Origin of the sequence: Methylocystis iwaonis (genome assembly GCF_027925385.1) — a bacterium.
In the GTDB taxonomy this organism is placed as follows: Bacteria; Pseudomonadota; Alphaproteobacteria; order Rhizobiales; family Beijerinckiaceae; genus Methylocystis; species Methylocystis iwaonis.
On sequence record NZ_AP027142.1, the window covers coordinates 137,568 to 156,745 of the forward strand.

The 19,178-nt window shown below is 65.5% G+C and carries 14 protein-coding genes; 8 read left to right on the top strand and 6 right to left on the bottom strand.

Annotation, left to right across the window (positions count from 1 at the left end; all coding sequences use genetic code 11):
- The first annotated feature begins 157 nt into the window (after positions 1-157).
- The 3 genes from QMG84_RS00700 to QMG84_RS00710 all read left to right on the top strand — a co-directional run bounded on the left by QMG84_RS00700 (position 158) and on the right by QMG84_RS00710 (position 3,977).
- Positions 158-1,969 carry a hypothetical protein gene (locus QMG84_RS00700; RefSeq protein WP_281929742.1) on the top strand — a complete coding sequence of 604 codons (1,812 nt, stop codon included), beginning with the start codon at positions 158-160 and terminating at the stop codon, positions 1,967-1,969.
- Between the two features lie 65 nt (positions 1,970-2,034).
- Entirely contained in the window at positions 2,035-2,976 is a 942-nt protein-coding gene (locus QMG84_RS00705; RefSeq protein ID WP_202071502.1) for a hypothetical protein, read from the top strand.
- The gene (locus tag QMG84_RS00710) at positions 2,973-3,977 is read left to right on the top strand and encodes a heparan-alpha-glucosaminide N-acetyltransferase (protein WP_281929744.1); all 1,005 of its coding nucleotides are present in this window, start codon (positions 2,973-2,975) and stop codon (positions 3,975-3,977) included. Before QMG84_RS00705 ends, QMG84_RS00710 begins: the two co-directional genes overlap by 4 nt.
- 339 nt (positions 3,978-4,316) lie before the next feature.
- Here QMG84_RS00710 and trmD read toward each other — a convergent pair whose 3' ends face one another.
- On the bottom strand, positions 4,317-5,000 hold the full coding sequence (gene trmD / locus QMG84_RS00715) for a tRNA (guanosine(37)-N1)-methyltransferase TrmD (RefSeq protein WP_281929746.1): 684 nt from the start codon (positions 4,998-5,000) through the stop codon (positions 4,317-4,319).
- A 78-nt stretch (positions 5,001-5,078) separates the two neighbouring features.
- Between trmD and QMG84_RS00720 the strand changes: the two genes are divergently transcribed.
- Entirely contained in the window at positions 5,079-5,405 is a 327-nt protein-coding gene (locus QMG84_RS00720; RefSeq protein WP_281929747.1) for a DUF1905 domain-containing protein, read from the top strand.
- A 1-nt stretch (position 5,406) separates the two neighbouring features.
- Here the strand turns inward: QMG84_RS00720 and rimM are convergent, their stop codons facing one another.
- The 5 genes from rimM to QMG84_RS00745 all read right to left on the bottom strand — a co-directional run bounded on the left by rimM (position 5,407) and on the right by QMG84_RS00745 (position 9,737).
- Positions 5,407-5,931, bottom strand: coding sequence for a ribosome maturation factor RimM (rimM, locus tag QMG84_RS00725; protein WP_281929749.1), 525 nt, complete (start codon positions 5,929-5,931; stop codon positions 5,407-5,409).
- Positions 5,932-6,072: 141 nt separating this feature from the next.
- Positions 6,073-6,432 (bottom strand): 30S ribosomal protein S16, encoded by a 360-nt coding sequence (rpsP, locus tag QMG84_RS00730; protein WP_165049614.1) that lies wholly within the window; start codon positions 6,430-6,432, stop codon positions 6,073-6,075.
- A 25-nt stretch (positions 6,433-6,457) separates the two neighbouring features.
- Entirely contained in the window at positions 6,458-7,993 is a 1,536-nt protein-coding gene (ffh, locus tag QMG84_RS00735) for a signal recognition particle protein (RefSeq protein WP_202070959.1), read from the bottom strand.
- A 183-nt stretch (positions 7,994-8,176) separates the two neighbouring features.
- The gene (locus QMG84_RS00740; protein ID WP_202070958.1) at positions 8,177-8,419 is read right to left on the bottom strand and encodes a hypothetical protein; all 243 of its coding nucleotides are present in this window, start codon (positions 8,417-8,419) and stop codon (positions 8,177-8,179) included.
- A gap of 274 nt (positions 8,420-8,693) precedes the next feature.
- Positions 8,694-9,737 carry an HpcH/HpaI aldolase/citrate lyase family protein gene (locus QMG84_RS00745; protein ID WP_165049620.1) on the bottom strand — a complete coding sequence of 348 codons (1,044 nt, stop codon included), beginning with the start codon at positions 9,735-9,737 and terminating at the stop codon, positions 8,694-8,696.
- A 210-nt stretch (positions 9,738-9,947) separates the two neighbouring features.
- On the opposite strand from QMG84_RS00745, the gene glgB reads away from it, so the two are divergent.
- From glgB to glgX, 4 genes are all read left to right on the top strand, one after another.
- Positions 9,948-12,155, top strand: a complete 2,208-nt coding sequence (glgB, locus tag QMG84_RS00750; RefSeq protein WP_281929753.1) for a 1,4-alpha-glucan branching protein GlgB — start codon at positions 9,948-9,950, stop codon at positions 12,153-12,155.
- A gap of 28 nt (positions 12,156-12,183) precedes the next feature.
- A complete protein-coding gene (gene glgC / locus QMG84_RS00755) occupies positions 12,184-13,446 on the top strand; it encodes a glucose-1-phosphate adenylyltransferase (RefSeq protein WP_281929755.1) in 1,263 nt (420 codons plus the stop codon).
- Positions 13,443-14,894 (top strand): glycogen synthase GlgA, encoded by a 1,452-nt coding sequence (gene glgA, locus QMG84_RS00760; protein ID WP_281929757.1) that lies wholly within the window; start codon positions 13,443-13,445, stop codon positions 14,892-14,894. The genes glgC and glgA overlap by 4 nt, the downstream gene beginning before the upstream one ends.
- 133 nt (positions 14,895-15,027) lie before the next feature.
- Complete coding sequence (gene glgX / locus QMG84_RS00765) at positions 15,028-19,146, top strand: glycogen debranching protein GlgX (RefSeq protein ID WP_281929759.1); 4,119 nt, start codon at positions 15,028-15,030, stop codon at positions 19,144-19,146.
- The last annotated feature ends 32 nt before the right edge of the window (positions 19,147-19,178 follow it).

Here is a 19,178-nt window from a genome sequence, read left to right on the forward strand (position 1 = left end):
GGGCTGAAAGCCCGACGGGGAATCCAGAGCCGCAAATGCGTTGGTTTTGCTCTGGATTCCCGATCGCTCGCCCTGCGAGCGTCGGGAATGACACGAACCAATCAAGCGGATTTCGAATGATCCGCTGGCGCGACTGGCGCGAAGCCAAGGACGGACGATGACGGATTTCGCCACGCCTGATGCGCCGAGCGTCGCGGGCCGCCAGGAGGCGGCGGACTCTCGCCTGCCCGTGGGCATCGTGCTCGTTCTCGCGCTTCTCTGCGCGGCGGCGCTGTCCTTCTCACGCACTGAGGCCGTCTGGCGCACGGGCGCCTTTTTCGATTCCGACGACGCCATGCGGGCCGTGCAGTTGCGCGATTTCCTCGCGGGCCAGCCCTGGTTCGATTTGACCGCCTATCGCCTCGATCCGCCGGGCGGCTTGCCGATGCATTGGTCGCGGATCGTCGACGTTCCGCTGGCGGGGCTCGATCTGCTCTTTTCGCGCTTTCTCGCGCCGGAATATGCGGAGCGGGCGACGCGGCTCGTCTTTCCCTTTCTTTTGCTGGCCGCGCTTTTCGCGGTAGTCGGCTGGCTCGCCGCCATTCTTTCGGGCCCCCGCGCGCGAAGCCTCGCGATTTGGCTCGCCATGCTGTCGGGGGCGATGTTTCTGCAACTCGCGCCGGGCCGCATCGATCACCATGCGCCGCAGATCGTCACATTGGCGGCGTCGCTTTGCTTCTTTCTGCAAGGCCTCGATGGGAAACAGGCGAGCCGCCTCGCCGCCAGCGCGGCGCTGATGGCGCTGTCTTTCGCGATCAGTCTCGAAAACCTGCCCTTCTTCGCCGTGATGATGGCGGCGCTCCTCTTGCTCTTCATCTTTGAGGGCGCGGCGGCGCGGGGGCGGCTTCTGTGGTTTGCGGGCGGCGCGCTCATCGCCTTTCCCGCCTTCTACGCAGCCACCGTTCCGAGCGCCCGCTATTTCGCTTCCGTCTGCGACGCCTTCTCTTTCGCGCACATTGCTGCGCTCTGCGTCGGCGCCGTGTCGCTCGCTGCGCTGGCTTTGGCCGCTCCGTGGCTCCCGACTTTCCGCGCCCGCCTTCTCGCAGCGGGTGGGGCCGGGCTCGCAACGCTCTCGAGCATCCTCCTGCTTGCGCCCCATTGCCTCGGCGATCCGCTCGCGGGGCTCCATCCTCTGATACGCGATCTCTGGCTTTCCCATGTGGCTGAGGCGAAACCGCTTTTTGCGCTTTTTCCCAAAGCGCCCGGCCTTGTCGTCGCCACCGCCGCGCCCGTCGCGCTCGGACTCGCGGCCGCAACCGTCTTCGCTTGGCGCGCGCAGGGCCTCGCGCGCCGGCGCTGGCTGCTCACAGCCGCTCTTGTCGCGGTGGGCTTTGCCGCCGGTCTCTGGCAGCTAAGGGTCTTCTCTTCCGCGACGCCGCTCGCGATGGCGCCGCTCGCCGCCGCCATCGTCGCGCTGGTCGAACGCCCGCGCGTGAGCCCGGTGCTACGCGCCCCGCTCGCCGGCTTCCTTGCAATCCTCGTTTCGCCGATCGGCCTCGCGCTGGCGCTTCCCTTAGGCGATGGCAATGAAGCGGATGGCGAGCGCGCCTGCCTGACGCCGCAGGCGCTGGCGCCCCTCGCCGAGATGGCGCCGACTCGGGTCCTCGGCTCCTTCGATCTCGGCAGCCATATTCTCGCCCATACGCCGCACAGCGTTTTTGCGGCGCCCTACCATCGCGACAATCACGGCAATCTCCTCGCCGCCCACGCCTTCATGGCCGCGCCGGACAAGGCCGAGGCGATGCTGCGCGAGGCGGGCGCGGGGCTCGTTGTGTGGTGCGCCCGCGCCAAGACGCCCTCGCCCCTCGTTTCCGCCGCGCCGGACGGGCTCGCCGCCTTGCTGGCGCGGGGCGAAACGCCGGCATGGCTGGAGCGCAGATCGCAGAAAGACGCGCCTCTCCTTGTTTTCGCCTTGAGAGCCGTGAAATAAGCGGCGCAACACTCCTGGACTTCGAGGAAACCCACGTGACGTCTTTCGATCGCCGCCGATTTCTCATGGGCGCCGGCGCGCTGGCCGCTACGCCTGCTTTCGCGCAGCCTTCCGCTCAGGAGCAGCTCGACGAGCTGCAAGTGCGCGTCGAGAATAAATCCGTGCAGGAGCTCTGCGCCGAGAAGGACAATATCGAGCTCGACTTCGTCTCGCCGCGCATTCGCGGCCTGCAGATCCAGGCGGTGCATCCGTCCTACATCAACACGATCGTCTCCGATCGCTGGGCGCCGGACTGGTCGAGCTGCGATCTCTCCCACGATCCGAAATTCTTCGCCCAGGCGCGCCGCCGCACCTTCTGGGAGACGCCGGAATTCTGGATGACCGGCTATACCTTCCCCTCCTTCTGGCGGCCCAATGACGTGCCGATCCGCATCGGCGATCAGGTGGAGACGGGCTTCCATCTCATCCAGGTCTGGATGTGGTACCGCGAGCGCGCCGAGGAGATCATGGTCTTCTACCCGCCGGATGGCTATTGGCGCGCCCGGCCGCTGCCCTTCGAGGATATGCGCTGGACCGCCTATGGCTCCTCCTTCCTCGTCGGCCCCGTCGAGACGCAGGAACGCCCGATCGTCGCTTATGAGGAGATCGTCTTCGATCCGAAGACGCGCAGTTTCACGCTGAAATTCAAGCGCGGCGGCGAGGCGAAGGTCTCTTTGAAGAGCATCGATCAGGAGCGGCTGACGCTCGACGTCTCCTATGACGACGCAATGCCCGGCGGGCGGCCTTTCGCGGCGCTGCGCTCGATGTATGCGATGGAGACGATGAGCGACGCGGCGATCGTCGCGTGGCGCTCGAAGCGCGGCAAGGGTTGGGAGGAGGCCCCCGTTATCGACTTCCCCGGCGCCAGCGCTACCGAGGTCTGGGTCGGGCGGCATCTGCCCTCGCGCCATAATCTCTCGGCGCCGGATATGGTGTTCAGCAAATTCCAGGGCGCTACGGGCAAATGACCGCCGGGCGCTGGGGCGCGCTCGACGTCGCGCGCGGCCTCGCCGTTCTGGCGATGGTCGCCTTTCACCTGACCTGGGATCTGGGCCATTTCGGCTATATCGCCGCATCCATTCCCTGGTCGGCGCCGGTGAAGGCCTTCGGCCATGCGATCGCCTTCTCTTTTCTCTTCATCGCCGGCGTGTCGCTGGCGCTGGCGCATCGCAATGGGATGCAGTGGCGGGCCTTCTGGCGGCGCTTCGCGATCGTCGCCGGCGCGGCGGGGCTGGTGAGCGTCGGCACCTATATCGTCTTCCCGAGCGCCTTCGTCTTTTTCGGCATTCTTCACTGCATCGCGGCGGCGAGCCTGCTCGCGGTCGGATTTCTCTTCCTGCCCTGGCCGGCGGCGCTCGTCGCCGGCGCCCTGTTTTTCGCCGCGCCGCATGTTTTGGCGTCGCCGGCCTTCAATTCGAGCTGGCTGCAATGGCTGGGCCTTTCGACGACCGAGCCGTACACTCAGGATTGGCGGCCGTTTTTCCCCTGGGCCGGGGCGATGCTTATCGGCGTCGGGGCGGGACGGCTGATCATTCGCCGCCTTTATGGGGAGAAGGCGGAGGATCAGAAGCCGGAGCAGACGTCCGCCGAGGCGGGCCAGCCCCCGGCGTGGCTGACGCGGCAGGCTTCTCAGCCTATTCCTTTCCCCGCGCGCGGAGAGAAAGGCTGGCTATCCCTCGCGGGCCGCAACAGCCTGCTCATCTATCTCGTCCATCAGCCTGTGCTCTTTGCGGTCTTCACCGGCCTCGTCATGCTCGCGCCGCCGCCGGACGCCGCGAGCGATTTCATCGCCGAATGCGTCAGAAGCTGCCGCGCGGAAGGCGCCGAAGAGGGCTTTTGCCATAACGCCTGCGTTTGCACCGCCGAGGAGGCGACGCGCAGCCATGCGCTCGCTGGGATTACGGATGACGCCGAACGGGGGAAGAGGCTGAGAGAAATCGCCGGAAAGTGCATCGCGTCGCAAAAATAGGGTGCGACGAACGCTCCCCTTCACGGCTGCGGGAGTTCGTCATGGCCGGGCTTGTTGTTCAGTCCGGATAGATGACCGACGGGTGTTCGGGGACATAGCCGACACGTTCGCAATGGCTTGGATTGGCAATTTGGAGCGCCGTCCATGCGATGGGCGCGGCCTCCCCCGGGGGACGGAATGAAATCCTAGTTTTCCCTTAGGAGATTTGGCCCGACTGGACCCATCCGCCTCACATGAGCAGTCGTTGCGCTGCGTGGATGGCCGGGACGAGCCCGGCGACGACATGGGAGTGGAGGGACGATGCGTCGAGACGGGGAAGGGCTCTGCTAACCGCCCGTCCTACTTGCGGGTGAGAAGGTCCGGCCGTCTCGCCCGCGTGAGTTTCAATGCCTCTTCATGGCGCCATTTGGCGATCTTCGCATGGTCGCCGGAGAGCAGAATGTCCGGTATCGCGCGCCCCTCGACGTCGCGCGGCCGCGTGTATTGCGGATATTCCAGAAGGCCGCCCTCGAAGCTTTCTTCTTCCCCCGAAAGCTCCTCGCCCATCACGCCGGGCAGCAGCCGCACGCAGGCGTCCATGAGCGCCAACGCGGCGATCTCGCCGCCCGAGAGAATGTAATCGCCGATCGAAACCTCCTCGAGGTTTCGCGCGGAGATGATCCGCTCGTCGACGCCCTCGAAGCGTGCGCAAAGGATGATCGCGCCGGGCCCCTCCGCCAGAGCGCGCACCCGCTGCTGCGTGAGCGGCAGACCGCGCGGGCTCATGAGCAGCTTTGGGCGGGGATCGCCTTCAGGCGCCGCCGCGTCGATCGCCGCCGCGAGAACATCGGCGCGCATCACCATGCCCGGGCCGCCGCCAGCGGGCGTGTCGTCCACGGCGCGATGCCGGCCAATGCCGTGCTCGCGGATCTGCTTGGTCTCCAGCTCCCAAACGCCCCGCGCGAGCGCGTCGCCAGCCAGAGACAGCCCGAGCGGGCCGGGGAACATTTCGGGGAAAAGGGTGAGGATCGTCGCGCGCCACATGGGCGGGTTATGGCACGCCTGCGGCTGCGGGAGAAAGGGCGATCGGATATGCTGGTCTCGTCGCGGAGATTTGCTGAAATGAATTTTTTGAGACTTGAGGTCAGAGGCCCGATTTGGAAATATCCAGGCCCCGGCGGCTGGTATTTTCTCTCTCTCGACGGCGAGGAGTCCAAAAGGCTGAAAGGAGAGCGCAGAATCAATCGCACCGGCTTCGGCTATGTGCCGGTCACTGTGACGCTCGGCTCCAGCGTCTGGGAGACGACCTTGTTTCCCTCAAAAGAGGGGCCCTATCTGCTCGCGATAAAGGCGAGCGTGCGGGCCAAGGAGCGGCTCGGAGTCGGCGACGAGGTTGCGGCGAAATGCGTCGTCAGGCTCTCTGATCCTCGCCCGGACGCCTTTCCGTAGGTCAGTCGGCCGGGCCTTCGACTTCCGCCGGCGGCTCGACGACGACCCGGCCGCCCGCAACGTCGACGATCGGAACCACCGCCTTGGTGAACGGCAGCAGGATCGTCTCGCCCTGCGACGGTTGGATTTCGAGAATATCTCCCGCGCCGAAATTGCTGAGGCCGACGACGTGACCGATCAACTCGCCGTCACGCGCCTCGGCGCGCAGCCCGACGAGATCGGCGAGGTAGAATTCGTCTTCGTCTTCCGGCGCCGGAAGCTTTTCGCGGGCAATGTAAAGCTCGACGCCCGTGAGCCGCTCGGCGCCCGAGCGGTCGGCGACGCCTTCGACGCGCGCGACGAGCATGTCCTTACCCTGCGGGCGGACGGAGAGAAGCTTGAAGGTCTTGGAGCCGCTTTTGTCGGTGAGCGGGCCGTAGGAGCCGATCGCGAGCGGATCAGCCGTGTGGCTTTGCAGGCGAATCTCGCCGCGCACGCCATGCGGCGCGCCGAAACGGCCGAGGAGGACGAGGTTGGGTTTGGTCATGGCGGCTTGGCCCCCTCCCTGTCCCTCCCCCGCTTACGCGGGAGAGGGGACGCTCGCGATCAGCTCCGCTGATGAAGGCGACGGTCCGCTCCCTCTCCCGCGCAAGCGGGGGAGGGTTGGGGAGGGGGCAAAAGCGATAGATTACGCAGCCGCGTCCGCAGCGGCGGCGGCGGCTTCGGCCGCGGCGGCGGCGCGTTCCTGGGCCTTCTTCTTCGGCTGGGCCTTCTCGGGATTGTTGCGGGCCTCGCGCTTCACCACGCCGGCGGCGTCGAGCAGGCGGGCGACGCGGTCGGTCGGCTGCGCGCCCTTGGCGATCCACTCCTTGGCCTTCTCCAGATCGAGAATGACGCGGTCGGCGGCGTCCTTGGCCTTCAGCGGGTCGAAGGTGCCGAGCTTCTCGATATAGCGGCCGTCGCGCGGCGAGCGGGAGTCGGCGACGACGACGCGATAGAAGGGGCGCTTCTTGGCGCCGCCGCGGGCGAGACGAATTTTGAGAGACATGTCAGTTTCCTTGTGAGTCTTGTGATTACTTTTTCTTTCCGAACGGGTTGAGCCCGCTCAGCAGTCCGCCGCCGAGCCCCGGAAGGTTCGGCTTCTGCGCAAGGAGATCGGCCGGGGGAGCGGCCGGAATGCCGGGGGCGCCGGGAGGGGCGCCGCCGAGCTTCTCCTGCAGTTTCTGCAGCTCCTCCTGCGAGGGCATTTGCATGCCGCCGGGGCCGAGCCCCATCATCTGCGCGGCCTTGCCCATGAGCCCGCCGCGCTTGCCGGCGCCGAAGGACTTCATGAGATCCGCCATCTGGCGATGCTGCTTGAGGAGCTTGTTGATATCCTCGACCTTCATGCCGGAGCCGGCGGCGATGCGCTTCTTGCGCGAGGCCTTGAGCAGGTCCGGATTGCGCCGCTCCTGCGGCGTCATGGAGAGGATGATGGCGCGCTGGCGCTTGATGACCTTGTCGTCGAGATTGGCCTTGGCGAGCTGGTCCTTCATTTTGCCGACGCCCGGCAGCAGGTCCATCATGCCGCCGAGGCCGCCGATCTTCTCGACCTGGGCGAGCTGGTCGCAAAGGTCCTGAAGGTCGAACTTGCCCTTGGCCATGCGCGCGGCCGTCTTGCGCGCTTCTTCCGCGTCGATGGCGGCGGCCGCCTTTTCGACGAGGGCGACGATGTCGCCCATGCCGAGAATGCGGTTGGCGATGCGGCTCGGCGAGAATTCGTCGAGCGCGTCCATCTTCTCGCCGGTGCCGATGAGCTTGATCGGCTTGCCGGTGACGTAACGCATGGAGAGCGCCGCGCCGCCGCGGCCGTCGCCGTCCATACGGGTCAGCACGATGCCGGAGAGGCCCACGCGCTCGTCGAAGTTCTTGGCGAGATTGACCGCGTCCTGGCCGGTCAGAGAGTCGGCGACGAGCAGGGTCTCATGCGGATTGGCGTAGGACTTGATGTCCGCCATTTCCTGCATGAGCGGCTCGTCGATATGGGTGCGGCCGGCGGTGTCGAGCATCACCACGTCGTAGCCCTGCAGACGCGCGGCCTCCATGGCGCGGCGGGCGATCTGCAGCGGCGTCTGGTTGGGCTCGATCGGCAGCGTGTCGACCTCGACCTGGCGGCCGAGCACGGCGAGCTGCTCCTGCGCGGCGGGGCGCTTCACGTCGAGCGACGCCATCAGCACGCGTTTGTCGTGACGCTCCTTCAGCCGCTTGGCGATCTTGGCCGTGGTGGTGGTTTTGCCGGCGCCCTGCAGGCCGACCATCATGATGGCGACGGGCGGGCGAGCGGCGAGGTCGATCGGCTGCGCCGTCTCGCCCAGCGTCTCGATCAGCACGTCATTGACGATCTTGACGACCATCTGGCCGGGCGAGACCGATTTGATGACGCCGGCGCCGACCGCGCGGTCGCGCACCTTGTCGGAGAAGGAGCGCACGACATCGAGCGCGACGTCGGCCTCGAGCAGCGCGCGGCGGATTTCGCGCAGCGCCTCGTTGACGTCGGCTTCGTTCAGCGCGCCGCGGCGCGTGAGCTTGTCGAATACGGCGGAGAGCTTGTCGGAAAGGCTCTCGAACATTTTGTCACTCCTGCAGCGCCTGCGTCAGCCGCCGCGCCAAAGCAAAACGCGCCCGGGGGCGCATCGCGCTGCCGGGCGTTGACCTGCCGCCTCATGGGGCGGCTCGGCTGGTCGAACTTTTTTCTCTTTCGAGATCAGCGCGCTTTTTAGGAGCGTCGGGGCGCGTCTGTCAATGGCGGCGGATCAGCGCGTTCCGCCGAGGCGGCGCAGCAAACCCACATTTTCGAAGAACATCTCCCGCGCCGCCGGGCTGATGGCCGCATGGCCTTCGTCGGCGACGTAGAGAAGCTCCAGCTCTTTGAGCCGGGCGAGCTGCTCCTCGGCGAGACGCGCGGCCTCCTCCATGCCGCCCGAGCCCGCGCCGTCGCGGATATAGCGGGCGAGTTCGATGACATTCTCGGGCGTCGGGTCGCGCGTCTGGCTCATGGCGGCTTTGCTCCTTATTCAAAAGGAGCGTGGGCGCAAAATCCTAAACGGGCCGGTGTGCGGAATATGTAAAATGCTCAGCAATTGGCGCGCGGCATTCCCCTGGTTTATCGGGGCCTTCCGCGCGGCAATGATTTTTATGAACCAGCGCGTCATTGCGAGCGACGCGAAGCAATCCAGAGCCGCGGTAGCCGCCCTGGATTGCTTCGTCGCTGCGCTCCTCGCAATGACGGTGGTCACTGGTTTTCCGCCCCTCCCGTAAGAGGGGTACCGGTCAAAGACCGTAGATCCTGGCGAAATCAGCGTCCTTGGCCGCCACTTGCTTGGCGAGGTCGACCACGACCTTGCACTGCTTCCAGGTGGCGTCGTCCTGCATGCGGCCGTCGATCATCACCGCGCCGGTGCCGTCGGGCATCGCCTCCAGCACGCGCTTGGCGAAGGCCACTTCCTTGGGATCGGGCGAGAAAACGCGCTTGGCGATCTCGATCTGGGTCGGATGCAGCGACCAGGCGCCGGCGCAGCCGAGCAGGAAGGCGTTGCGGAACTGGGACTCGCAGGCCGGGCCGTCGGAGAAATCGCCGAACGGGCCGTAGAAGGCCTTGATGCCGGCGGAGGCGCAGGCGTCCACCATTTTGGCGATGGTGTAGTGCCAGAGGTCCTGCTGGAAGGTCGCGCGCAGCCCGGCGCCCGGATCGGCGTCGGCGATGACCTTATATTCCGGATGGCCGCCGCCGACGCGCGTGGTCTTCATGGCGCGCGAGGCCGCAAGGTCGGCCGGGCCCAGCGAAATCCCATGCATGCGCGGCGAGGCCGCGGCGATGGCGTCGACGTTCTTGACGCCCTCGGCGGTCTCCAGAATGGCGTGGATCAGGATCGGCTTGGTCACGCCGTTCTTGCCCTCGAGCTGGGCGAGAAGCTGGTCCAGATAGGCGATGTCCCAGGGGCCTTCGACCTTGGGCAGCATGACGACGTCGAGCTTATTGCCCACCGCGCCGACGATCTCGATCATATCGTCCAGCGCCCAGGGGCTGTTCAGCGAGTTCATGCGGGTCCAGAGGCCCGTCGAGCCGAAATCGGTCGACTTCGCCATCTCGATGAAGCCGGCGCGGGCGGCCTCCTTGGCATCGGCCGGGATCGCGTCCTCGAGATTGCCGAGCACGACGTCGACCTGCTTGGCGATCTCCGGAACCTTGGCGCGCATCTTTTCGAGATGCGGCGGCACGAAATGGATCATGCGCTCGACCTTGACCGGCAGCTCGCGATAGGGAGCCGGCGCGCCAATGGCCAGCGGACGGTAGAACTGATTAGGCAGTTTCATGCGGGAAAGCTCCGTCACGCGCGTTCCCTCAAGTGACGAGCGGCCGAAGGGCCGAAGGGACGCGGAAAAGACCGGGTCGAGCTAGCGCAGACAGGACGGATTGGCAATGGCGCGGCGAAAAGCGCGTGAGGAACGCCGATCCGGGGCTTTCCGCATGGGGCGCGCGAGGCCATGATACGCAATAGGACCCCGCCGGATCATCCAATCCTCATGACACGACCCAGTTGGCGAGCTGACCCGAGCGAGATCGCGGCGATTGTCGCGGCCCGCCATGGCGATCCTTTTGGCGTCCTCGGCCCCCATGAGACCGGCGACGGCCTCGTCATTCGGGCCTTCATCCCGGGCGCGCAGACGCTGGCAGTCGAGACGACGCAGGGCCAGCCCGTCGGTGCGCTGGACTGGGTTCACCCGGACGGCTTTTTCGAGGGGCTCGCTCCTATGGACCCGGGCGCGCCCTATGTTCTGGCGGCGTCGAACGGCCAATCGCAGTGGCGCTTCCTCGACCCTTACGCCTTCCCGCCCGTCCTCGGCGCGATGGACGACCATCTCTTCGTCGAAGGCGCGCATCGCAAGCTCTACGAGCGTCTGGGCGCCCATGTCACGAGGCATATGGGCGTCGAGGGAACCAATTTCGCCGTCTGGGCCCCGAACGCCAGGCGCGTCTCCGTCGTCGGCGACTTCAACCAATGGGACGGACGACGCGCGCAAATGCGCAAGCGCGTCGATAGCGGGATCTGGGAGATATTTCTTCCCGGAGTCGCGGCCGGCGCAGTCTACAAATATGAGATCCTCGGCCGCGACGGAAATCTCCTGCCGCTGAAGGCCGATCCTTTCGGCTTCGAAGCGGAGCTGCGCCCCTCGACGGCTTCAGTGGTCGCATCCTCTGCGCCTTATCAATGGGGCGATGAGAGCCACCTGCGCGCGCGTGCAGCCCGCGACCCCCGCCGCGCCCCCATGTCGATCTATGAGGTTCATCTGCCCTCCTGGCGGAAGGCGGACGGCTGGCGCTTCCTCACCTATGACGAGCTGGCCGATCAGCTTGTCCCTTACGCCGCCGACATGGGCTTCACCCATATCGAGCTTCTGCCGATCAACGAGCATCCGCTCGACGCCTCCTGGGGCTATCAACCGATCGGCCTCTTCGCGCCGACGCGGCGGCACGGCGACGCGGAAGGCTTCAAGCGCTTCGTCGATCGCGCCCATCAGGCTGGGCTCGGCGTCATCCTCGATTGGGTCCCGGCGCATTTCCCGACAGACGAACATGGCCTCGCGCAATTCGACGGCGGGCCGCTCTACGAGCATCCCGATCCGCGCCGCGGCTTTCACCCCGACTGGAACACGGCAATCTATGACTACGGGCGGCGCGAGGTCGCAAATTTCCTGATCGCCAATGCGCTCTACTGGTGCGACCGCTTCCATATCGACGCGCTGCGCGTCGACGCCGTCGCCTCCATGCTCTACCTCGATTACTCACGCAAGCCCGGCGAATGGGCGCCCAATCCCGACGGCTCCAACGACAACAAAGACGCGGTCGCCTTTCTTCAAAACTTCAACACTCTCGTTTACGGGCTCTACCCTGGCGTCGTGACCATTGCAGAGGAATCGACGTCCTGGGCCGGCGTTACGCGGCCCGTCGACATGGGCGGGCTCGGCTTCGGCTTCAAATGGAACATGGGATGGATGAACGACACGCTGCGCTACATGTCGTTCGATCCCGTGTATCGCAAATGGCGGCACAATGAGATCACTTTCGGCCTGCTCTACGCCTTCGCCGAAAATTTCGTGCTGCCGCTCTCGCATGACGAGGTCGTCCATGGCAAAGGCGCGATCGTCTCGAAAATGCCAGGCGACGAGTGGCGGCGCTTCGCGGGCGCGCGCGCCTATTACGGCTTCATGTGGGGCCACCCCGGCAAGAAGCTCCTCTTCATGGGGCAGGAGTTCGGCCAGACAAGCGAATGGGATTATGCGCGCGAGCTCGAATGGGGGTTGCTGGCGCACGCCTTCCACAAAGGGCTGCACGATTTCATTCGCGACCTGAACCATCTCTATCGCAGCCATGAGGCTTTGCATGGGCGGGACTGCGAGAGCGAGGGATTCGAATGGGTCGTCGTCGACGATGCGGAGAGTTCCGTCTTCGCCTTTCTGCGTTACGGCGCCGACCACGCGCGGCCGATCCTCGTCGTCTCGAACTTCACGCCCGTGCCGCGGCCCAATTACCGCTTGGGCCTGCCCTACGCCGGGCGCTGGCGCGAAATCCTCAACTCGGACGCCAGTCCTTACGGCGGCTCCGGGCAAGGCAATCTTGGCGGGGTGGATGCGAAGGAAGAGGGCTTCGCCGGCTTCCCGGCGATGGCCGAGATTCAAATCCCGCCGCTCGCCACTTTGTTCTTCGAATTCGACAACGCCGGACTACAATGAAACGCGAATCGCAGACTGGGTGTGACTGATGGCCGCCTATGACAATCCGCCTTTCGCGCGCCACGCCATGGCCTATGTCCTCGCCGGCGGGCGCGGCTCGCGGCTGATGGAACTGACCGACCGGCGCGCCAAGCCCGCGGTCTATTTCGGCGGCAAATCGCGCATCATCGACTTTGCATTGTCCAATGCGCTCAACTCCGGCATTCGCCGCATCTGCGTCGCCACGCAATATAAGGCGCACAGCCTCATCCGCCATTTGCAGCGGGGCTGGAGCTTCTTTCGCGTCGAGCGCAACGAGAGCTTCGACATTCTGCCGGCGAGCCAGCGTGTCTCCGAAGACCATTGGTATCTCGGCACGGCGGACGCCGTTTATCAGAACCTCGACATCATCGAAGGCTACGACCCAAAATATATCGTGCTGCTCGCCGGCGATCACGTCTACAAGATGGATTACGAACACATGCTCAAACAGCATGTGGAACAGGGCGCGGACGTCACCATCGGCTGTCTCGAAATCCCACGCAGCGAAGCGTCCGGCTTCGGCGTGATGCATGTCGGCGATGACGACCGCATTATCTCCTTCATCGAAAAGCCCGCCGACCCGCCCGCCATGCCCGGCCATCCCGATCGCGCGCTCGTCAGCATGGGCATTTATGTGTTTGAGGCGAAGTTTCTGTATGACCAACTGCGCCGCGACGCGCAGGACCTTGCGTCCACGCATGATTTCGGCAAGGACATCATCCCTTACATCGTGAAGCACGGCAAAGCCGTGGCGCATCATTTCTCGCGCTCCTGCGTGCGCGCGGCGAGCGAGCCGCACGCCTATTGGCGTGATGTCGGCACTGTCGACGCCTATTGGGCGGCGAATATCGACCTTACCGATTTCGTGCCGCAGCTCGATCTCTATGATCGCAACTGGCCGATATGGACCTATGCGGAAATCACGCCGCCCGCCAAATTCGTACACGACCAGGTGGGGCGGCGCGGGCAGGCGCTTTCTTCGCTCGTTTCCGGCGGCTGCATCGTCTCCGGCTCGACGCTGCGCCGCTCGCTGCTCTTCACCGGCGTGCGCGTGAATTCCTATGCCTCGGTCGAGAACGCAGTGATTCTTCCCTACGTCGATGTCGGCCGTTCGGCGCGGCTTACCAATGTCGTCGTCGATCGCGGCGTGCGCATTCCGCAGGGCCTCGTCGTAGGCGAAGACCCCGAAGAAGACGCGCGGCGGTTCCGTCGCAGCGAGCAGGGCATTTGCCTCATTACGCAGCCGATGATCGACAGGCTCACGCCATGACTCCACGCGTTCTCGCCGTCGCCTCCGAGATGAGCCCGCTCGTCAAAACCGGCGGGTTGGCCGATATCGTCGGCGCGCTGCCGGGCGCGCTTGCGGGTGAAGGCGTCGAGACGCGCACGCTCATCCCCGGCTATCCGGAAGCGCTTGCGGCGCTCGGCGCGGGCGAGACGGTTTTGTCTTTCGACGATCTTTTCGGCGGGCCCGCATGGGTCCATGCCGGGCGCCTGGGCGCAAGCATCGTCTATACGCTCGTCGCGCCGCATCTTTATGCGCGCGAAGGCGGGCCTTACACGAATGAGAATGGCGTCGATTATCCGGACAACGCCTTTCGCTTCGCGGCGCTCGCCTGGGTCGGCGCGCAGATGGCGCAGGGCGCGCTCGCCGATTTTACGCCGGATGTCCTGCACGCGCATGATTGGCAGGCGGCTCTTGCGCCCGCCTATCTGCATTACAGCGGCAGGCCACGGCCGGCGACGATCGTCACCATTCACAACATCGCTTTCCAGGGTCAGTTCGCAAAGGAGCTGCTTACCGAGCTGCGCCTGCCGCCGGAATCCTTCCGGATGGAGGGCGTGGAATATTACGGCGCGATCGGCTTTCTCAAAGCCGGCCTGCAGCTTTGCGACCGCATCACCACCGTCTCGCCGAGCTATGCGCAGGAGATCGAGACGCCCGAATTCGGCATGGGGCTCGACGGCCTGCTGCGCGCGCGGGCCGACGTCGTGAGCGGCATTCTCAACGGCGTCGATGAAGACGTCTGGAACCCCGCCACGGACGAGCGCATAGAAGCGACCTATGACGCCGCGACCCTCTCGGCGCGCGCAAAAAACAAAGTCGCGCTACAAAAGCGTATGCATCTCGACGCTGACCCCGAGGCTTTTCTCCTCGGCGTCGTCAGCCGCATGTCCTGGCAGAAGGGGCACGACATGCTGCTCGCCACTCTGCCGTCGCTCATGGCGCGTCACGCGCAGCTCGCCTTGATCGGCACGGGCGAGAGACATCTCGAAGAAAACTTCCTCGCCGCGCGGGACGCCTATCCCGGCCGCGTCGCCGTGTGGGTGGGTTACAGCGAGGATCTGGCGCATCTTATCCAGGCGGGCGCCGACGCTTTCCTCGTCCCCTCGCGCTTCGAGCCTTGTGGGCTGACGCAGCTTTACGCCTTGCGCTACGGCGCGGCGCCGATCGTCTCGCGTGTCGGTGGATTGAAGGATACGATCGTCGACTCGAATGAGATGGCGCTGCAAGCCGGCGTCGCCACAGGTTTCCAATTTTCACCGCCGACGGCGGAGGCGCTCGACATCGCGCTCCGCCGGGCGCAGGAAATTTTCAGGGACAAGGACACGTGGCGCAAATTGCAATTGAACGGCATGAGCACGGACGTCTCTTGGCGCCATCCGGCGAAACGCTATGCGGCGCTGTATCGCGAGGCGATTGCGGCGCGGAGCTGAAGCGCTTCTCGCCCCCTCCCTGTCCCTCCCCCGCTAAAGCGGGAGAGGGGACGCTCACGATCAGCATTCTTGATGAAAGCGACAATCTATTCCCTCTCCCGCGTGAGCGGGGGAGGGCTAGGGAGGGGGCCTGATGCGCATCTCCCCCGGCGCCCCCGAGCCACTTGGCGTCACACTCGACGATACGGGCGCCAATGTCGCCGTCTTCTCGGCCCATGCCGAAGAAATTCATCTCTGCCTTTTCGATGAAAGCGGCGCCGAGACGCAGCGCATTCGCCTCCCCGCAAAAACCGGCGATGTCTTTCACGCACATATTGAAGGATTGAAAGAAGGCCTGCGCTACGGCCTGCGCGCTTACGGCCCCGACGCGCCGCATGAGGGCCACCGCTTCAATGCCGCGAAGCTTCTCATCGATCCTTACGCGCTCATGCTCGATCGCGCAGCTACGCTGCACGAAAGCATGTTCGCTTCCGGCGCGGCTGCTCAGGAAGACAGCGCGCCTTTCGTCGCCAAATGCGTGATGGCGCGACCGGAGGCGGCGGCGGCTTCGCGCCCACGCCATTCGTGGCGCGACACCATCATCTATGAGATGCACGTTAAAGGCTTCACGGCGATGCATCCGGATGTGCCGCCGCAGTTGCGCGGCACATTCGCGGGCCTTGCGCATGAAGCGTCCATCGCGCATCTCACAAAGCTCGGCGTCACAACGCTTGAACTCTTGCCCTGCGCCGCCTGGATAGACGAGCGCCATCTGCCGCCGCTGGGTCTCACGAATTACTGGGGCTACAACCCCATCGCCATGATGGCGCCCGACCCGAGTCTGGCGCCGGGCGGATGGCGCGAGGTGCGCGAAGCGGTTGATGCGCTGCATGCGGTTGGGCTCGACGTCATCATCGACGTCGTCTTCAACCATACGGGCGAGAGCGACGAATGGGGGCCGACGCTGTCGCTGCGCGGCCTCGACAATGCGAGCTATTACCGCCTTGCCGACGACCGGGCGCGCTATGTGAACGACGCCGGCTGCGGCAATATCCTCCCTTTCGACCGCGCGCCCGTCGTGCGTCTCGCCATGGATGCGCTGCGCGCCTGGGCGATCTATGGCGGCGTCGACGGATTCCGCTTCGATCTCGCGACGACGCTCGCGCGTGATCCCTCTGGCTTCAACCGAAACGCGCCGTTCCTCACCGCGCTGCTGCAGGACCCCGTCTTGCGCGATTTGAAGCTCATCGCGGAACCTTGGGACATGGGCCCTGGCGGCTATCAGCTCGGGCATTTCCCGGCCGCCTTCGCCGAATGGAATGACCGCTATCGCGATTGCGCGCGGCGCTTCTGGCGCGGCGACGCTGCGGGCGTGGCGGAGCTTGCCACCCGCTTCGCCGGCTCGCAAGATTTCTTTCCGCGCCGCAGCCCCTCTCGCAGCGTCAATTTCATCACCGTCCACGACGGTTTCACGCTGCGCGACCTCGTCTCCTATGAGCGCAAGCACAATGCGGCCAATGGCGAAGAGGGGCGCGACGGAACGACCGAAAATCTCTCCTGGAATAATGGCGCAGAAGGCGAGACCGACGATTCGGCAACCATCGCGGCGCGCGCGCGCGACCAGCGCAATCTGCTCGCAACGCTGCTGTTCTCTCGCGGAACGCCCATGCTGTCCATGGGCGCGGAGCTGGGCCATACGCAAAGGGGCAACAATAATTCTTATGCGCTGGACAATGAAACGAGCTGGCTCGATTGGGCGCGGGCTGATCCTTCGCTGATCGAGACGGCGGCGCGGCTCACTGCGCTTCGCAAAGCGCATGTCTGTCTGCGTGACGACCGTTTTCTCGATGGCGGCGCGCAGGATGAAACGCTTCTTCCCGACGTCGAATGGCTCGGCGTCGACGGCGCGCCGATGCGCGAGGAAGACTGGCGGCGTGGCGACGCCGAAACGCTGATCGCGTCTCTTTATGCGGATGGCGACCGCGCTCTCGTGATCATCCATCGCGGCCGGGCGCCTCGCGAGGTGACGCCGCCGCCGGCGCGCGACGGTTATGACTGGCTTGTGGCTTTCGACGCCTCCGACAGCGCCGGAGTTTCGGTCGTTGCCGACGGGCTGACAGCGCCGGCGCGCAGCGTCCTCCTTCTCGTCGAAGAAAAAACCACCGTGCGCCGCGCGCCCGCTCCCGTAGCCGACGCCCTGCTCGCGCATCTTGCGGAAGCTGCCGGAGTCTCGGCGCATTGGCGCGACGTTGGCGGTATAGCGCATGAGGTTCCGCGCGAGACGCTCTTGAATCTTCTGCAGCGCCTCGGATTGCCGGCACAGACGCGCACTGAGGCCACAGACAGCCTCGCCCGCCTCGCAGACGCGCGCGATCGACGCGCGCTACCGCATCACGCCGTCGCGCGTGCGGGAGAAGCGCTTACATTGCGCCTCGCGGCGACTGATGCCCGCGCGCCACGGAACCTTGTCTTATCGGATGAAAACGGCGGCAACGCGCGCGTCCTAAAACTTCCAACACTCTCCCCCTATGCGTGGCGCGGCGTGGATGGTCGCGTGACTCACGGGTATCGGGCGCAATTGCCGCCCCTCGATGCAGGCCGCTACATTCTGCGTACGGAGCATGAAGACGTCGCATGCCATCTGATCGTCTCGCACGCGCAATGCTATTTGCCGCAGGAGCGGCGCGACTTCGGCATATCCGCGCAGCTCTATTCCTTGCGTCGCGACGGCGATCAGGGGATAGGCGACTTCACGACGCTTGCGCGGCTCGCGCGAAACAGCGCCGAGGCCGGCGCGGCGCTTGTCGCGATCAATCCGCTGCATGCGCTCTCCTCCCAGGATCGCTCGCGCGCGAGCCCCTATTATCCGTCGGACAGACGCTTTCTCGATTCGCTCTACATCGACCTCGAAAGCCTCCTTGGCGACGGCTTCAATGAGACAATTGCGCGTGCGCTCTCGGCTCGCGACACGGTCGATTATCCCGCCGTTCATGCGTTGAAACAGCAGGCGCTCGAAAAAGCCTTCGCGCGTTTCGATGCGCTGGCGCATCAGCAGCAAGACCACACGCTCGTCGCCGACTTCACGAAATTCGTCTCGGAAGGCGGCGAGGCGCTCACGCGTTTTGCGTTGTTCGAAACGATCAGCGAAACGCGCGGCGGCGCGGATTGGCGCCGATGGCCGCCGGAGCTGCGCGACGGCGCGCCACATGCGCTTGCGGCTTTTGCTTTGGAGCACGCAACGCGCATCCGCTTCCATCGCTTCCTGCAATGGATCGCCGATCGCCAATTCGCACAAGCGGCGCAAGACGCGCGCGACGCGGGCCTTTCGCTCGGCTTCTGCCGCGACCTTGCCGTCGGCGCCGCGCCGGATGGCGCCGAGAGCTGGAGCAAGGCGTCGCGCCTCCTTGGCGGCTTCTCGATCGGCGCGCCGCCCGATCCCTTCAGCCGCGAGGGCCAAAGCTGGGGACTGCCGGCGCTAAACCCGCTGGCGGTTGAGAAAGATGGCGGCGCGGATTTCGCCGAGCTGCTGCGCGCCAATATGCGTCACGCCGGCGCGCTGCGTATCGATCACGCAATGGGACTGACGCGGCTCTTCCTCGTGCCGGAGGGCGAGAAGGCGATCGCCGGCGCCTATGTCTCCTACCCGCTCGAGACCTTGCTCGCGCAACTCGCGTTGGAGAGTCAGCGCGCCGGCTGCATGGTCGTCGGCGAAGACCTCGGCACCCTGCCCTGGGGCTTCCGTGAGCGGCTGGAGGCGGCGAATATGCTGAGCTATCGCGTCGTCTGGTTCGAGCGCGCCGGCGCGGGCTTCATCCGGCCGAGCGATTATCCGGTAAAGGCCATGGCTTGCGTCTCCACCCATGACCTCCCGACTTTGGAAGGCTGGTGGCGCGGCGCGGATATAGACGAAAAAGAAAGGCTTGCGCTTCTCGCGCCTGAAGCGGCGGCGGCCGAGCGCGAAACGCGCGCAAAAGACAAGCGCGCGATGCTCGACGCCTTGCGCGACGAGGGGCTGTTCAACGCTGCTTCGGAAGATACGGCGTTCGACGATGCGCTCGCAGCTGCGCTGCATCGCTTCGCCGCCCGCGCGCCGTCTTTGCTCGCCATGGCGCAGCTCGACGATCTGGCTGGCGAAAGCGTCGCGGTCAATCTCCCTGGCACGGATGCGGAGCGGCCCAACTGGCGGCGCAAGCTCGGCCCTTCGGTAGAAGCGCTTTTCTCGACCCCGCGCGCGGCGGCAATCATCGCTGGGATTCGCCGCATTTCGGTCTAGATTGAGTCGGCATAGTCGCGGCTCTTCATGGA

Excerpts from the sequence above, each read along its gene's own strand:
- QMG84_RS00700 (WP_281929742.1), top strand. The coding sequence starts at position 158 with ATGACGGATTTCGCCACGCCTGATGCGCCGAGCGTCGCGGGCCGCCAG.
- QMG84_RS00705 (WP_202071502.1), top strand. The coding sequence starts at position 2,035 with ATGGGCGCCGGCGCGCTGGCCGCTACGCCTGCTTTCGCGCAGCCTTCC.
- QMG84_RS00710 (WP_281929744.1), top strand. The coding sequence starts at position 2,973 with ATGACCGCCGGGCGCTGGGGCGCGCTCGACGTCGCGCGCGGCCTCGCC.
- trmD (WP_281929746.1), bottom strand. The coding sequence starts at position 5,000 with ATGTGGCGCGCGACGATCCTCACCCTTTTCCCCGAAATGTTCCCCGGC.
- QMG84_RS00720 (WP_281929747.1), top strand. The coding sequence starts at position 5,079 with ATGAATTTTTTGAGACTTGAGGTCAGAGGCCCGATTTGGAAATATCCA.
- rimM (WP_281929749.1), bottom strand. The coding sequence starts at position 5,931 with ATGACCAAACCCAACCTCGTCCTCCTCGGCCGTTTCGGCGCGCCGCAT.
- rpsP (WP_165049614.1), bottom strand. The coding sequence starts at position 6,432 with ATGTCTCTCAAAATTCGTCTCGCCCGCGGCGGCGCCAAGAAGCGCCCC.
- ffh (WP_202070959.1), bottom strand. The coding sequence starts at position 7,993 with ATGTTCGAGAGCCTTTCCGACAAGCTCTCCGCCGTATTCGACAAGCTC.
- QMG84_RS00740 (WP_202070958.1), bottom strand. The coding sequence starts at position 8,419 with ATGAGCCAGACGCGCGACCCGACGCCCGAGAATGTCATCGAACTCGCC.
- QMG84_RS00745 (WP_165049620.1), bottom strand. The coding sequence starts at position 9,737 with ATGAAACTGCCTAATCAGTTCTACCGTCCGCTGGCCATTGGCGCGCCG.
- glgB (WP_281929753.1), top strand. The coding sequence starts at position 9,948 with ATGACACGACCCAGTTGGCGAGCTGACCCGAGCGAGATCGCGGCGATT.
- glgC (WP_281929755.1), top strand. The coding sequence starts at position 12,184 with ATGGCCGCCTATGACAATCCGCCTTTCGCGCGCCACGCCATGGCCTAT.
- glgA (WP_281929757.1), top strand. The coding sequence starts at position 13,443 with ATGACTCCACGCGTTCTCGCCGTCGCCTCCGAGATGAGCCCGCTCGTC.
- glgX (WP_281929759.1), top strand. The coding sequence starts at position 15,028 with ATGCGCATCTCCCCCGGCGCCCCCGAGCCACTTGGCGTCACACTCGAC.